The organism is Peribacillus sp. NPDC101480, assembly GCF_050277335.1.
GTDB lineage: Bacteria > Bacillota > Bacilli > Bacillales > DSM-1321 > Peribacillus.
Genome location: NZ_JBNNSB010000002.1, coordinates 425713 through 440722, shown reverse-complemented (window position 1 = coordinate 440722; position 15010 = coordinate 425713). Strand labels below are relative to the sequence as shown.

Sequence of the window (15010 nt, the reverse complement as noted above, 5' to 3'; positions counted from 1 at the left end):
GATACTGTGGGGGGTATATAAAATGGCGTTTAAGCAAATGACAGCCGCTGAGGTTTCAAAGAAAGTAATCAATAAAACCGACTTATTTATTTTGGATGTTCGAAATGAAAGTGACTACCATGATTGGAAAATTGAAGGGGAGAATTTTGAATTCCTTAATATCCCTTACTTTGATCTACTGGATGGCGTGGAAGAAATAATCGATCAAATCCCGGCCAATAAAGAAATCCTGGTAGTATGTGCAAAGGAAGGCTCTTCCGTTATGGTAGCTGAAATGTTATCTGAAGCTGGATTGGACGTATCTTATTTAAAGGGCGGCATGAAAGCATGGAGTGAACACTTGGAACCTGTGAAAATCGGTGAATTGACCAATGGCGGCGGAATTTACCAATTTGTTCGACTAGGTAAAGGCTGTCTATCTTACATGGTCGTTTCCAATGGTGAAGCAGCCATTATCGATTCTACTCGAATGATTGATGCCTACCTTGATTTCGCCGATGGTATCGGGGTGAAAATTACACATGCTATGGATACACACTTACATGCCGATCATATTTCAGGTGGAAGACGAATAGCGGAAGTAACAATTGCAACTTACTGGCTGCCGCCAAAAGATGCGGCTGAAGTAACCTTTGAATATCAGCCATTAGAAAGCGGGAAAGTGATAACGATTGGTCATACTTCGATTGATATTCAAGCAATATATTCCCCGGGCCATACCATTGGTTCGACTTCATTTGTGGTCGATCAAAAATACTTGTTAAGCGGGGATATACTATTCATCGATTCGATTGGCAGACCGGACCTAGCTGGATTGGCTGAGGATTGGGTAGGCGACTTGAGAGAAACACTGTATACACGTTATAGAGAATTATCAGACGAGTTAATCGTATTGCCATCACATTTCATGATCGTTGATGAATTGAATGAAGATGGCAGTGTCGCTAAAAAGTTGGGTGCGCTGTTTGCTGAAAATTATGGATTGAACATTGTAGATGAAACGGAATTCAGAGAGCTGGTAACAGGTAATTTACCGCCTCAGCCAAACGCTTATCAAGAAATTCGCGAAACCAATATGGGGAAAATCGAGCCTGATTTTGAAAAACAGCGTGAAATGGAAATCGGGCCAAATCGCTGTGCGGTTCGTTAATACCGATAAAAAGCCAAGAAAATAGGAGGAATGAAATATGCATTCAGATAAAGTGTTAAATGCTAAGGGACTAGCTTGTCCAATGCCGATCGTTAAAACGAGAAAAGCGATGAATGATTTGCAAACCGGGGAAGTGCTGGAAATACATGTAACCGATAAAGGAGCTAAAGCAGACTTAGCCGCTTGGTCAAAATCCGGTGGCCATGAACTGGTGGAAACGGCAGAAGAAAATGATATACTGAAATTTTGGATTAGAAAAGGCTGATAAAAGAAGGGAACCATTAGGGTTCCCTTCTTTTAAGGGAGGCACTTACAATGGATATCACCTTTATCATTACCATCTTTTTGATTGGTTTTATAGGTTCATACGTTTCAGGGATGCTCGGTATCGGCGGTTCGATAATAAATTATCCAATGCTGCTGTTTATTCCCCCAATCTTCGGTTTAGCGGCATTTAGTGCACATGATGTGACAGGTATAAGTGCTGTACAAGTCTTATTCGCTTCCATCGGAGGAATATGGAGCTATCGTAAGAGCGGACATTTAAATAAAACGCTGATTCTCTATATGGGGATCAGTGTGTTGATCGGAAGCGTGGTTGGAAGTTTTGGATCACAATCGATGTCGGAAAACGGAGTGAATATCGTCTATGGCATTTTGGCGTTGATAGCGGCTGTCATGATGTTCATTCCGAAGAAAGGGATAGATGACATTCCTTTGGATCAAGTTACCTTCAACAAATGGCTTGCGGCCATTCTTGCCTTAATCGTAGGTTTAGGTGCCGGGATAGTCGGTGCCGGAGGAGGCTTTCTATTAGTTCCGATCATGCTTATCGTTTTAAGAATACCAACCAGGGTCACGATTGCGTCTTCATTAGCTATCACATTCATTTCATCCATTGGTGCAACAGCAGGGAAAATCTCAACGGGACAAGTAGACTTCTATCCGGCATTGATAATGGTGGGAGCGAGTTTAATAGCATCTCCGCTTGGGGCGATGGCCGGTAAAAATATGAATGTAAAAGTGCTGCAAGTTATACTGGCTTTATTGATTTTAGCGACGGCTGTGAAAACTTGGGTGGGGATAATGTCTTGAGTTTTGACACGGAAGGAAGCAGTTGTGAAAATTATATTAGAATTCTAAAAAGAGTCCCATCGTTAAAGAATTGTTCTCAATAGGCCACAATAATAGTTCCTTTTCCTCCATCACTTTTTTCTTATTATCTGTACCAGATAAGTAAATGGGACTTCTGTTAATAGAAAAAGCTGACTGTTGAAAGTCAGCTTTTTCTTATTGTGGCCGTTGACAAATAATTAAAAAATTACCGCTAAAATAAACCAAACAATCATCAATAATTGAATTAATACTTTGGCTAAGCTGCCGCCTAAAAAACCGATGATAGTTGCAAACCCAACTTTAGTAGCCTTCATTATATCTTTTTGAATGATTAATTCCGAAACGAGGACTGCTAAAAATGGTACGAGAATTATTCCAAAAGGAGGAAAGACAAATGAACCAACAATCGTGGCAATAGCTGCTATTGTCTCGGATGTTTTTGATCCCCCATACTTTTTAACAAAATAACTATTTGCGATAATGTCGGCCGCGATTAATACACCGCTCAACACAACCATACTGATCCAGAACAATAACGATAACTCATCAGAATTAATGAGGAATTGATAAACTGCAAATCCTCCCCAAATAGCAACAACCGAAGGAATAATAGGATAGACAATTCCTACAAAACTTAAAGCAAATAAGACGATCGTTAGACCCCACCATAAAATATCCAATAAAACTCCACCTTTTCATACTTACTTATCATATATCTATTAAATTATATTTCTATTTAGGGACAAAAACCATTTATTCTTTTTTTGTATATTCGATTCCCTCACACTTTAATTAACACTAGATGTATAATGTGTAAAATTAGAGTAAGTGTATGATGAAATAAAAATATTTCCCAAATTGCCAAAAAGAACTTGTTGATGAATCTTTATAATAACACTTTAACTAGGGGTGTTGCTGCTACCTTTTCCTTATTCAAAAAACTGGGCAGGTTAGTTGAAGATCATTTTCAAGCAAATGACATATATAAGCCATGTCCATATAAAGATGTTGTAATATTAAAGGAAAAGTAGGAGGTTAAGAAGATGAAAACTTTTGATTTAAAATCAGGAACAAAAGTAATAATAGACGAAAGTAGAATAGTAATAGAAAGAACAGGTGGAAAAAGTGCAATGAAGGGTTTGTTTGCAGGGCGAGCAATGGGGCAAATGACCATAAAAACGTCAGCAGTGACTGGGTTAATTCACTTTGCTGACTTTTTAATGATTTGTGCTTCTGGACTCCCGACTCCCAATGATTTTAAATTATCCAGCGTAGCAGAGATAAAACAATACCCTAACTGTATTGTTGCAAAAGAAAGTGAATTAGAAGAGTTATATCAATTTCTCAACGGATTTATTAAGTAATGATTCCATAAAAGCCTTAACCTTTAGAGGTTTCCATATAGGGAACAAAAAAACACAACGAAAGCAGTTGATTTCATCTAAGAAATACAACTGCTTTTAGCTTTTGAAACAGTTATTACGGTATAGTTCAAATACAATTGGTTATGATTTGAGAGCAATTAATAAGATTGAAGCTGTTTTTAGAGCAGCTTTTTACTTTATGCAACTATCAGGGCAGTTTCATAACAAAATAAGAATATATTTTTTGTAATAACCAAAACTTTATCAGACGCAACATTTTTAAGACCAGCTTAATTTCAACTACTTCTTCATTGTCTTTCAAATGGGATATTAGAGTACTAAGTGAAGAATATGTGATAATCTGTTAATTATACGCCGCTTAGTCTTTCTTTCAAGAGTTGTTAGGTCCTCATCATTATGAAATTGATCAAAAGTCCTTAGTAGTTGTTTTTGGAAAGGATCCTGCGGATATTTACTAGCAAACAAGTAAACAAGGACTTTTATAATTTACAAAAAAGAAATAGCGCCGCTAATTATAGCTAATACTGTTAAGATTAACGATGTCAAGATGGCCCATTTGTATGCAAATTTCTGATATTCCCCAAGGTCTTTATCAACCATGCCAACTAATAGAATGGTTGATGCAACAAGTGGACTCATTAAATGAGCGGGTTGTCCCAATATAGAAGCGCGAGCAATTTCTAACGGACTAATACCATAAGCTGAAGCTGCCTCTGCAAGAATAGGGAGAACTCCAAAATAATAGGCATCATTCGATAAAACGAAAGTGAATGGCATACTTGTAATGCCAACAATGACAGGGAAAAACTCTCCTAATGAAGCAGGTATTATCGCAACCAGTCCATTGGCAATAGCATCAACCATTTTTGTACCGGAAAAGATTCCTGCAAATACTCCAGCTGCAAAAACTAGTAGAACAACAATTAGGGCATTTCCAGAATGTGCCAATATACGTCTTTTTTGCATTTCCAGATTAGGGTAGTTAATCATTAAAGCAATAGCGAAACCGACCAAAAATAAAATAGGGGAAGGTACCAATCCCATAATGAGAATGACCATAATGCCTACCACAATTAATAAGTTAATCCACAAAAAACGAGGGCGTTTAATGTCAATATGAGGAAATGCATCAGTGACTTCATTTTCTACAGTAGCAGCTATTTCATTTTTTAACTCTTCTATGTGTATTACACCCAGTCGTTTACGTTCTTTTTTCCCTAAAATAAATGCGACGAAAATAACCCAAATAGCACCACCGATCATGGTAGGAATAAGTGGAACAAAAAATTCGGATGCATCAAGTCCCAATACTGCTATTGCTCTGGTAGCAGGTCCACCCCAGGGGGTCATGCCACTCATAACACTTAAAGCTAGCATGGCTACTGTGGCTAAAACCAATGGATTCATACCGATTCGTTTATAAAGTGGATACATAGCTGAAACAGTAATGATATACGTTGTTGTACCGTCTCCATCTAGGGCCACGAGTAATGCAAGAATTGTGGTACCTATCGAAATTTTGACAGGATCTCCCTTGACAACTTCTAATAACTTTTTGATAAGTGGGTCAAATAATCCCGTGTCTATCATAATACCAAAAAACAATATGGCGAATAATAATAGAGCTGCAGAAGGAGCGACTAGCTTAATGCCTTCCATCATCATAGTGCCAATTTTACTTCCAAAACCACCAACTACTGCAAAAACGATCGGAACTAAAGTTAAAGCAACAATGGGCGATAAACGTTTGGACATAATTAAATAGGTAAAAACGGTAACCATGGAGATGCCTAAAATTGTAAGAAACATTATTAAATCCCCTCCCATATTTTGAATGCGCTTTCAAATGATCTCTGGATGACTAAGAAATAATTTTGTGACTCTTCAGAAAAATTAACTGGTAGATTAATAAGTTTTACACTATGCTTATGCGCTTTTCTTTATTAAAGGTAATACAGAGAGGACAATAAGTTAAATACATATTTTTTTTGTATTGGTATCAAAATAATTTATTCTTTAAAAAAGAATGGGGAGGGGAGCAAATAAAGCCATAGGAAAAGTGATTCAATAACGAAATTTTTTTAATATTTAATGCAACTTTTAGTAACAAAAAAGAAGGTCATCAATTTTGTGTAAGATAACCTTCTTTTCTTTATAAATCAGACTTTTCATTGTCCTTGAGCAAAGCTTCCTCCTTTTTTATTTAACATTTAGTTTTACATTACTGTTCTTGTCTTTTCTTCTTAAACTTATTTTTAATACCAATTTCAGTAATGGAGGCACTGCGGCATAAATAAAAGCCATCCGAAATAGTTGATAGCTGGTAACAGTAGATACATCAGCATTTACTTCTTGTGCAATGATTCCCATTTGATCCATTCCACCAGGGGCTAAACTTAAAAAACCCGTAATAGTCGATAAATCATAATACTGGGTCAGTAGAAAACTAAAAAACATTGTTGCGCTAATCAAAATTAGTCCGTTCATCAAAGCCAATAATAAGGTTTTTCTTTTGTTGTTAAGTTGTTCCGGTTTTAATAGTAAACCGATATAACCGCCAACCATAAATTGAGATATATCAAGAAGTGTAGGAGGAAGTGGTGGTCCCTGCAAACCTAAAAGACCTATTGCAGCAGCAACGATTACTGGTCCTAAAAAGTAAGGAGCTGGTAATTTGAATATTTTACCTATTCTTGCTGCCAGAAAACAAATAAGGGCGAACAGAAAGATAAGAGGAAATAAACCACTCCACTCTGGAATAACGTTATCCGTTATTTTAGAGGAATCATTGGTACTATTCGCTGCAAAAATGGGACTGATAATTAAAAGGGGGACTAAGAAAACAACCATTATCACTCTTGTAACATGGAAAAAGGTTACTGTAGTAATATCAATACCTTTCATATCTTCTGCAAACACAACGATTTGTGACAAACCTCCAGGAATACTACTCGTTAAAGATGTAGGATAGTCAACGCTGGAATATTTTGACATAACAAAAGCAGAACATGCACACACAAGGACAATTAAGGTTGTAAGGATCAACATTGAGGGAAGGTGACTAATCATATCAGACAGTGAGCTCTTGGTAAAGGAGATGCCTATTGAATAACCTACAATAATTAATCCAGTATTTCTCATCGAAACGGGCCAAATTAATTTAACGTTTTTGAAACGTGATGCAATTAATAGGGCTGCCATTGGACCAAGTAGCCATGGGATTGGAAACCTGATAAGAGAGAAAAGGCCGCCTCCAATAAAAGCAGTTAGAAGTGCAGCCGAAAATTGGATTGTCTTGCTTGCATTATTTAAATCCCACTTTTTCATATTAATTCTCTTCCTTTGTATTAGTTTTACTTCGTTTCGTCTTGTTTCATTGTTTAGAATCATTAAGAAAATCAATAAATGCTTTTACTTGTGCCAAATCCATAGTCACATCCCGATAAAATACCCAAGTTTCTCTAAGCAAATAGCTATTATCGCTTAATACAATGGGGAAAGTATACAGTGGTTCATCATTTTTAATACAGATTTCTGGTAAAATGGCATATCCTAAACCATTAAGAACCAGTTCCTTACATGTTTCAATCCGATCTACCTCCATTGAAATCTTAGGTGGTAACGCAAATGTTTCCTGCCACCAGTTTTCAATAGTATTTCTTAACGATTGGTCTGTCTGATAATTAACTCTAGGAAGAAAAGGAAGTTCTTTTAATTTAATTTTTTTACTGGAGGCAATACAAATCTTTTCTTCTTGAAATAACACTTTATTTTCCTGCCATTTGTAAGGACCTCTAACTATCCCGAGATGTGCTTCTTCTTTTTGAAGCATTTGATGAATTTGAGAACTCCATCCAGTTTTCAAACTGATTTCAACCTCTGGATATAGAGTTAGAAATTCTTTTAATAATAATGGTAGTTTATATCGGGCAAACAAGCCAGATACACCCAATCGCAAAGTTCCTTTTACTTTTTTATCCAAATTAGAAATATGCTCTTTTGCAGCTCCTAATTGCTTACGCATATTTTTCGAGTATTGAACGAGGTACTCCCCTTCAACTGTAAACTCGACACCTCTTTTGCCTCTAGAGATTAAATTTGTTTTGAACTCTTTTTCCAGCTGTTTTATACGATAGGATAAAGCTGGCTGGGAAATAAATAGTCGTTGTGCTGCCTTTGTTATATTTCTTTCTTCGTAAAGAGTAATTAATATAAGCCAGTCTTTTTCATCCATAAAATTTTTCTCCTTTAACCATAAAAAATATTTATGGGTAATTATAAAAAATGAAAATTCATTTGATTTCTAAAAGTATAATACAACTAATGAAAAAAGAAATCTATCTTTTTATGTAAATCAATAGACTCACTATAGTTTTGCGTTTCCAGCATTCTTTCATAAATTTTTTCTATGGCAATGAATAAAAAAACAATATTATTTTTATTCATTATTTTCACTTATTATTTACATGAAGAGTTATCACAACTTAACAGGAGGGGTAAAAATGTCAAATACACAAAAGTATGATGTAGTTGTAGTAGGGGCAGGAAACGCAGCTTTATGTGCCGCGATCTCAGCAAAAGAGGGAGGTGCTAGAGTTCTTGTATTAGAACGGGGACCAGTGGAAAAGCGTGGAGGGAACTCTTTCTTCACGGATGGAGCCATTCGTGTTGCATACAATAATTTAGACGCAATCAGAAATATAATACCTGAATTAACAGATGAAGAATCCGAGTTAATTGTAATGCCTGAATACACGGAATCCGATTATTACAATGATCTAATGCGAGTAACAGGTGGACAAAGTAATCCTGAGTTAGCAAAGCAGCTGGTTTCTAGATCATATGAAACAATTGCGTGGATGCGTGATCAGGGAATAAAATTTGAATTGAATTATGAAAATCAATCTTTCGTACAAGCTGGCAAGCGCAATTTCTGGGGAGGACTGCCTATCAAAACGGAGGATAAAGGCGTTGGCTTAATGAGACAGCTCTTTGCACGGACAGAAGAAATTGGCATCGACGTTTGGTACGATTCACGTGCTGTGGAGCTTGTATCAGAGCAAAACACAATAACCGGTGTCGTTGTTGAGAAGGGTCATACAATGGTAACTGTTCAGACATCCGGTGTGATTTTGGCTTGTGGCGGCTTTGAAGCCAATAAGAAAATGAGAAGTGAAAATATTGGTGAAGAATGGGAAGCGGCTATTGTTCGTGGAACCGAGTTCAACACAGGAGACGGCATTTCCATGGCTATGGCAGTGGGGGCTCAAAAATTTGGGCAGTGGTCTGGATGTCATTCTATTGGGACAGATTATAATGCGCCAAAAGTAGGGGATTTCACGAAGCCGGGGGATATTTTTAAAAAGCACTCTTATCCGTACAGCGTCATGCTTAATAATGAAGGGAAACGGTTTGTTGATGAAGGAGCAGATTTACGAAATTACACCTATGCCAAATACGGCCGTGAGGTATTAAAACAGCCTGGACATGTGGCATATCAAATTTATGATGCACAGGTACGCCCGATGCTGCGTAAAGAATATGACCTTGAAGAAGCGACTATTTATAAAGCAAATACGCTTGGAGAGTTGGTTAGTTTACTGCCGGTCAATCAAACACAATTTCTAAAAACGATCGAAGAGTATAACAGTGCGGTACAAGATGGCGAGTATAGACCGGCAGAGAAAGATGGCAAAGGAACGAAAGGAATTACCCCTCCTAAATCCAACTGGGCACTTCGAATTGAGCAAGGTCCATTCTATGCTTTCCCTGTAACGTGCGGTATCACCTTCTCGTTCGGTGGTCTGTATGTAGATACAACGGGTCATGTGTTAGACAAAGAAGAACAACCGATAAAAGGTCTCTTTGCGGCTGGTGAAATGATTGGGGGGATTTTTTATGAAAACTATCCTGGTGGATCCGGGTTAATGTCTGGAGCAGTCTTTGGAAAATTAGCTGGTTCATCAGCAGCACGCTATACTCAAGAAAAGGTTGAAACGATCAATAATCACTGAGTCTTTTCCTTGAATGGTTTATTAGATAAGAATGTGTCTAAAAAATAATAGAGATACGTGAAGTAGAAGAATGAAAAATAGCCAAGGCTTAAAAAGTCCTTGGCTGTTTGGTATTTTAAAACTCATATCATATAGGAATATAAAAGGTCAAACTTAGTAACAGTTTATCTATTGGATTTTTTTCAGATGGAGTGATTGTATAGCTTTAAGCGTCCTGATGGCCAGACAATAAGGCTCTTCAGTACTAGCTTTTCGAGTTCAGCACCAGCTTGAAAGGATCAGGCATTAACGCTTATGAAGTCAGTTCTAACTTATCAAGATTTACCAGTTATATTGCTGTTTATCACTCCGATGCTAAAATTCAGCATGAAAAGGGGAGGGATTTGTGTATTGGTATTTTTCTCTAAACAATAGATAGTAATTAGCTTTTTTTAAATAATATAGTAACCATAAAAATCTGTATCTGTACCCTAATTTGTATAGGTGGTTTAGCTTATCTGGGGAAATTCACTTATATTCTCAATCCTAGTTTATCATTAAATTTGAAGACAGGGTTTAGGTAAAATACATTAGAGTTTGGGCTCTTTTGAAGTCTCACTTATACAAAACAAGGATCATTAAAGTAAACTATTTCGGAAAGAATTTTAGTGCCTTTCATATTTTTGAATATTTCTTTCGCTTCTTTTTCAGTGTCAAATTCAAATATTTTAATATTTTCCTTTAAAAAGATAGTGATGACCCACATTTGCCAAGCCTCCAAGTGATAGAAAATTTTTTGCTGTAATTTGCAGATCAATTCAAATCAAGCTAATTGATAGGAATGCTCGTAATTTTTTTTCGTGTACACGTATCCCTCCAAAATGATTCTTGCTGTGCGTACCACTTTAATAGCACGTATGTGTCCTGCCAAGAAATCAACCTTTGTTTCCATTATCCCCGCAGGATGGGCTAATCGGAAAATTTCGTGTTTAATGTTCACCATCTCAGATAAAACCGTATCCTGTAAGTAAGCCCCTGCTGTTGCACAGATGGCTCCTGTAATGGCAAGCGCTTGATGGGGCTTTTGCATTGACATCATTCGGATCATCAAATCCATCTCTGACGCTTTTCTTTCAGATCCGTTTAGATCGACGTAATCCATAGGAGGAGCAATTATAGTCATTTTAGGTACAGCAGGAGATTTGACAGTAGCTGATTTCTTATCGGAAAATTGACACATTTCAGCTGCAATTGATCGGATTTCTTCCAGTTCATTTAATTTTTCCTGTGAATAATCATTGGGTAATTCGGTTCCGCTTAGACCAATATCCTGTGCCCTTACAAAAACGAGTGGATTGGCAACATCAATAATAGAAACTTGAATTAGCCGATCCTTGGTTTTAATCATGTCAATCGGATTTCCAGTAGGGAAAAGTTTTCCAGTAACTGCTCCTTCTGCACGAGTAAAAGAAAGATAAATAGGTGATCCTTTACCAGGAACCCCAGGTATTGAGCAGCATCCTTCTGATTTCACATGTCCATTTTCAACCTCAACTTCTGCAATAATCAGTTTTTGTGTATTCACGTTAAAAATTTTCACCGTTGTTACAGGTTCTTGTATAGGGACTAATCCTTGCTCAATTGCGTAAGGTCCTACAGCAGATGAAATATTCCCACAATTTCCTTTAAAATCAACCATTTGATTATCGATACTGATTTGCGCAAATGTATATTCCACATCGAATTCCGGTGAATCTGATTTTTTGATGATCGCTGCTTTACTTGTCAATGAATTCGCTCCTCCAAGACCATCGATCTGTCTCCGATCCGGACTGCCCATCACGTCAAGTAAAAAATCTTCCCAGAGTGAGCGATTCGAAGGCATATGTTCAAAGTTAAGGAACACACCTTTACTTGTCCCGCCGCGCATTACAACTACAGGTACTTTCATTGTATAACCACCTTTTCTCAAATCAATATTTATAGCACTACCGGTTCCTTTGAAAATATAGTATGATATGTTTATTCATAAGTAAAATACATATTTTTTTAATAAAAATGATAAAAAAACTTATAATCCATAAATCGGGAGATGGTTAAGTGGACGAAAAAGATTGGATTGCGATAAGGGTACTATATGAAGAAAAAAACATTAGCCGTGCCGCAGAGCGTTTATATATATCGCAGCCGGCGCTTACGTACCGGCTTAAAAATTTAGAAAAAGAATTTAGCACAAACCTATTTTTCAAAATAAAAGGAGGCATTGAGTTCACTTCAGAAGGGATACATTTAGCGGGCTATGCGGAAGAAATGGTGAAAAAGTTGCAAAAAACGAAGGATTATATGCTGAATATGAAAAATGAAGTTAGAGGAACGTTAAGGCTTGGCGTTTCCAGCAACTTTGCCCAATATAAACTACCAGAAATATTGAAAAAGTTTTCAACACAATATCCTCATGTACAATTTAATGTGAATACAGGCTGGAGTACTGAAATCATGCATCTTCTGGATTCCTCTAGTGTTCAATTAGGCATACTGCGTGGAAATTATGAATGGTATGGAATCAAATCGTTACTGCATAAAGAAAGACTTTGTTTAATTTCTAAGAAAGAGGTAGACTTGGATAATTTGCCAGAACTTCCATTCATAAATTATAAGACCGACAGTTCTTTAAAAAACTTAATAAATGGCTGGTGGCATGATAGATTCCCAGAGCCACCATTTGTAACAATGGAAACGGATCGGCAGGAGACGTGCAAAGAGATGGTCAAAAATGATCTTGGTGTTTCTATTCTGCCGGAAATATGCCTGCAGCCTTCAGATAATTTGCATACATACGGGTTATCCTACAAAAATGGGAAGCCGGTGTTAAGAAATACTTGGTTAATGTATAATCAGGATTCATTAAAACTCTCTACTGTGAAAAACTTTATTGATTTCTTGAATAAAAATTCCAATCTTTAACGAAAAAGCACGATGAAATTATTGACAATTTCATTGTGCTTTTTGGATTTCTTAACTTATTATAAAATGGATTATAAGTTTTTTTTTCGGAAAAGTACAAAAAATATGTATTTCACTTATTTAATGATATGAACTATTCTAAAAATAGAAAACAAAGCAACAGGGAAGCAGAAAATAATATGTAATATTTTTTAATTATTCAAGACTCTTTATCCAATTTGTAAGCGGTTTCTTTAATAGGAGGGATTAATATTCTAACTTTACTTGGAATTTCAATGGTCGTTGTCTTTACTTATTTAATCATGTCAAAACGGTTATCACCTGTTAATTCTCTTGTAGTCATTCCAATTATCTTTGCATTAATTGGCGGATTTGGTCCAGAGCTCGGAGATATGATGCTCGATGGATTAAAGGTTGTCGCACCTTCAGCCGCTTTGCTATTGTTCGCTATTTTGTTTTTCGGAGTTCTGATTGACGCTGGATTATTTGATCCACTTATTAAAACTATGTTGAAAATCGTAAAAGGGGATCCGGTTAAAATAGCGATAGGAACAGCGGTAATCGCAATGACCGTTGCCTTGGATGGTGATGGTACCACGACTCATATGATTACGATTTCCGCCATGCTGCCTCTTTACTTACGACTTGGTATGAATCCACTTATTCTTGCCACTATTTCTATGCTGGCTGTCAGTATTATGAGTGGTATGACTCCTTGGGGAGGACCTGCAACTAGAGCAATAGCATCATTAGGTCTGGATGCAAATGAATTCTTTGTCCCGATTATCCCAACACTATTCTCAGGAATAGCAGCTATTCTTTTTACCGCTTATGTACTTGGTAAAAAAGAGCGCAAAAGGCTTGGCGTTGTTTATATCAAATCTGCACCTGAAATGAAAGGGGCTCTTGCTGAAGCAGCTGTAGCTTCCGCCATACAAGACGATTTAAAGCGCCCTAAATTAATATGGGTCAATCTTTTGTTGACGCTCACAGTCATGGTCGTACTTGTAATGGGCTTAGTACCTGTACCGGTGTTGTTTCTAATCGGGTTTGTTCTTGCTTCAATCATTAATTACCCTAATTTAGAACAGCAAAAAGAGCGAATCGGGTCACATGCAGGAAACGCTATCACCGTTGTTACATTAGTATTTGCGGCTGGTATTTTCACAGGGATCTTTTCCGGAACGAAAATGGTAGACGCCATAGCAAATTCATTAGTGGCCATCATTCCGGATTCTTTAGGCTCTTTTTTACCGATGGTCGTTGCGTTCACAAGTATGCCATTTACGTTCGTTTTATCAAATGATGCTTACTACTTTGGTGTTTTACCAATTCTTGCCGAAGCAGGAGAAGCTTATGGTGTGAGTCCTTTAGAAATTGCCAGAGCTTCCGTACTGGGGCAGCCTGTACATTTCTTAAGTCCACTCGTGGCCTCAACTCTTTTACTGGTAGGGATGGTAAAGACAGATATCGGGGAACTACAGCGGTATGCATTTAAATGGGCTCTAATTTGTTCATTAGTCCTTATTATTACTGCTATCTTGACAGGGGCTATTATTTAAGTGTAACGTTATCAATTAAATTCTCGAACTTAAAAAATTAGGGCTGTGCCAAAACCAATTATTATTAGTGGTTTTTGGGACAGCCCATTCTTTTAATAAGGTCTAGAAGTCTCGCCGGTCGCTTGAGTAATGATTTTTACGATTTTATTCGCCAAATTCATAACCGTGTAAAGACGAGTATCATTTAAAAATTGCATCGTTGGCAGCGGATCTATATAATTTACCATTCCTATAATGTGATAGTCTCCCACTTCAGGTAATACTTTTTTTAAAGCTTTCCCTGGGACAAGAGGTCCATCCTTCAAGAAAACATAACCGACCTGGTTTTGATCCCCTAAACAAGCATCCACACTAAAAATAAGAGGCCTTTTGAATTGTTTTTTAATTTCTTTCAACGTCTCTTTTAAATTAAATGCATGAACGGGATTTTCCAAGGTACCGTAAACACGATAAGGCACCGTGTGTTCTTTTAGCATCGTCCCGACTAAAGGGCCCAATGAATCCCCAACCGATCGATCTGAACCAATGCACAGAAAGATTACATCTTCATTTTGACATCCTGAAGATTGAATAATCTCTTTGACTTTTAATGCTAAACTGTTTATTTCTTCGCCTTTTGGTTCCACAGAACAAATCTGCTCCCTCCTTTTGTAAATTAGACTCACTTTGATTCCCATTTATTCTATTATACGAATTAAAAAGTTATCATGCATGTAAATATGAGCATATCTTGAGACGGATGGATATTTTTAAATTATTAGTATTTAACATTTTGAAAAATGGCAGTAATTCAAAACATGCGAGTAAGTGGGAGTAGGTTTACAACTAGAATATTTCTAG

General features: G+C 36.9%; 14 protein-coding genes. 7 read left to right on the top strand and 7 right to left on the bottom strand.

Going from position 1 to position 15010, the window contains the following annotated elements:
* Positions 1 to 22 precede the first annotated feature (22 nt).
* Genes ACQKMF_RS09660 through ACQKMF_RS09650 form a run of 3 tightly spaced genes read left to right on the top strand, consistent with a single transcriptional unit; the run spans position 23 to position 2245 of the window.
* Entirely contained in the window at positions 23 to 1150 is a 1128-nt protein-coding gene (locus ACQKMF_RS09660) for an MBL fold metallo-hydrolase (RefSeq protein ID WP_427572794.1), read from the top strand.
* Between the two features lie 37 nt (positions 1151 to 1187).
* Positions 1188 to 1415, top strand: coding sequence for a sulfurtransferase TusA family protein (locus tag ACQKMF_RS09655; RefSeq protein ID WP_427572792.1), 228 nt, complete (start codon positions 1188 to 1190; stop codon positions 1413 to 1415).
* Between the two features lie 50 nt (positions 1416 to 1465).
* Positions 1466 to 2245, top strand: a complete 780-nt coding sequence (locus ACQKMF_RS09650) for a sulfite exporter TauE/SafE family protein (protein ID WP_260357318.1) — start codon at positions 1466 to 1468, stop codon at positions 2243 to 2245.
* A gap of 218 nt (positions 2246 to 2463) precedes the next feature.
* Here ACQKMF_RS09650 and ACQKMF_RS09645 read toward each other — a convergent pair whose 3' ends face one another.
* Positions 2464 to 2946 carry a DUF456 domain-containing protein gene (locus ACQKMF_RS09645; protein ID WP_402942230.1) on the bottom strand — a complete coding sequence of 161 codons (483 nt, stop codon included), beginning with the start codon at positions 2944 to 2946 and terminating at the stop codon, positions 2464 to 2466.
* A 363-nt stretch (positions 2947 to 3309) separates the two neighbouring features.
* Between ACQKMF_RS09645 and ACQKMF_RS09640 the strand changes: the two genes are divergently transcribed.
* Entirely contained in the window at positions 3310 to 3630 is a 321-nt protein-coding gene (locus ACQKMF_RS09640) for a hypothetical protein (RefSeq protein WP_101221755.1), read from the top strand.
* A 507-nt stretch (positions 3631 to 4137) separates the two neighbouring features.
* Here ACQKMF_RS09640 and ACQKMF_RS09635 read toward each other — a convergent pair.
* The 3 genes from ACQKMF_RS09635 to ACQKMF_RS09625 all read right to left on the bottom strand — a co-directional run bounded on the left by ACQKMF_RS09635 (position 4138) and on the right by ACQKMF_RS09625 (position 7885).
* On the bottom strand, positions 4138 to 5460 hold the full coding sequence (locus ACQKMF_RS09635) for a CitMHS family transporter (RefSeq protein ID WP_402942232.1): 1323 nt from the start codon (positions 5458 to 5460) through the stop codon (positions 4138 to 4140).
* Between the two features lie 390 nt (positions 5461 to 5850).
* Positions 5851 to 6978, bottom strand: coding sequence for an AbrB family transcriptional regulator (locus tag ACQKMF_RS09630; RefSeq protein ID WP_427572789.1), 1128 nt, complete (start codon positions 6976 to 6978; stop codon positions 5851 to 5853).
* 46 nt (positions 6979 to 7024) lie between these two features.
* Positions 7025 to 7885 carry a LysR family transcriptional regulator gene (locus ACQKMF_RS09625; protein ID WP_427572787.1) on the bottom strand — a complete coding sequence of 287 codons (861 nt, stop codon included), beginning with the start codon at positions 7883 to 7885 and terminating at the stop codon, positions 7025 to 7027.
* Between the two features lie 232 nt (positions 7886 to 8117).
* Here ACQKMF_RS09625 and tcuA point away from each other — a divergent pair, with 232 nt between their 5' ends.
* Positions 8118 to 9665 carry an FAD-dependent tricarballylate dehydrogenase TcuA gene (gene tcuA, locus ACQKMF_RS09620; protein ID WP_427572785.1) on the top strand — a complete coding sequence of 516 codons (1548 nt, stop codon included), beginning with the start codon at positions 8118 to 8120 and terminating at the stop codon, positions 9663 to 9665.
* Between the two features lie 598 nt (positions 9666 to 10263).
* Here tcuA and ACQKMF_RS09615 read toward each other — a convergent pair.
* Positions 10264 to 10410, bottom strand: coding sequence for a hypothetical protein (locus tag ACQKMF_RS09615; protein ID WP_202190542.1), 147 nt, complete (start codon positions 10408 to 10410; stop codon positions 10264 to 10266).
* A gap of 57 nt (positions 10411 to 10467) precedes the next feature.
* Positions 10468 to 11595 (bottom strand): 2-methylaconitate cis-trans isomerase PrpF family protein, encoded by a 1128-nt coding sequence (locus ACQKMF_RS09610; protein ID WP_402942239.1) that lies wholly within the window; start codon positions 11593 to 11595, stop codon positions 10468 to 10470.
* Between the two features lie 149 nt (positions 11596 to 11744).
* On the opposite strand from ACQKMF_RS09610, the gene ACQKMF_RS09605 reads away from it, so the two are divergent.
* Together ACQKMF_RS09605 and ACQKMF_RS09600 are read left to right on the top strand one after the other, a co-directional pair.
* Positions 11745 to 12608, top strand: coding sequence for a LysR family transcriptional regulator (locus ACQKMF_RS09605; protein ID WP_034313052.1), 864 nt, complete (start codon positions 11745 to 11747; stop codon positions 12606 to 12608).
* Between the two features lie 251 nt (positions 12609 to 12859).
* Complete coding sequence (locus ACQKMF_RS09600; RefSeq protein ID WP_230304141.1) at positions 12860 to 14170, top strand: CitMHS family transporter; 1311 nt, start codon at positions 12860 to 12862, stop codon at positions 14168 to 14170.
* Positions 14171 to 14262: 92 nt separating this feature from the next.
* Here the strand turns inward: ACQKMF_RS09600 and yyaC are convergent, their stop codons facing one another.
* Positions 14263 to 14796, bottom strand: a complete 534-nt coding sequence (gene yyaC, locus ACQKMF_RS09595) for a spore protease YyaC (protein WP_230176480.1) — start codon at positions 14794 to 14796, stop codon at positions 14263 to 14265.
* Positions 14797 to 15010 lie beyond the last annotated feature (214 nt).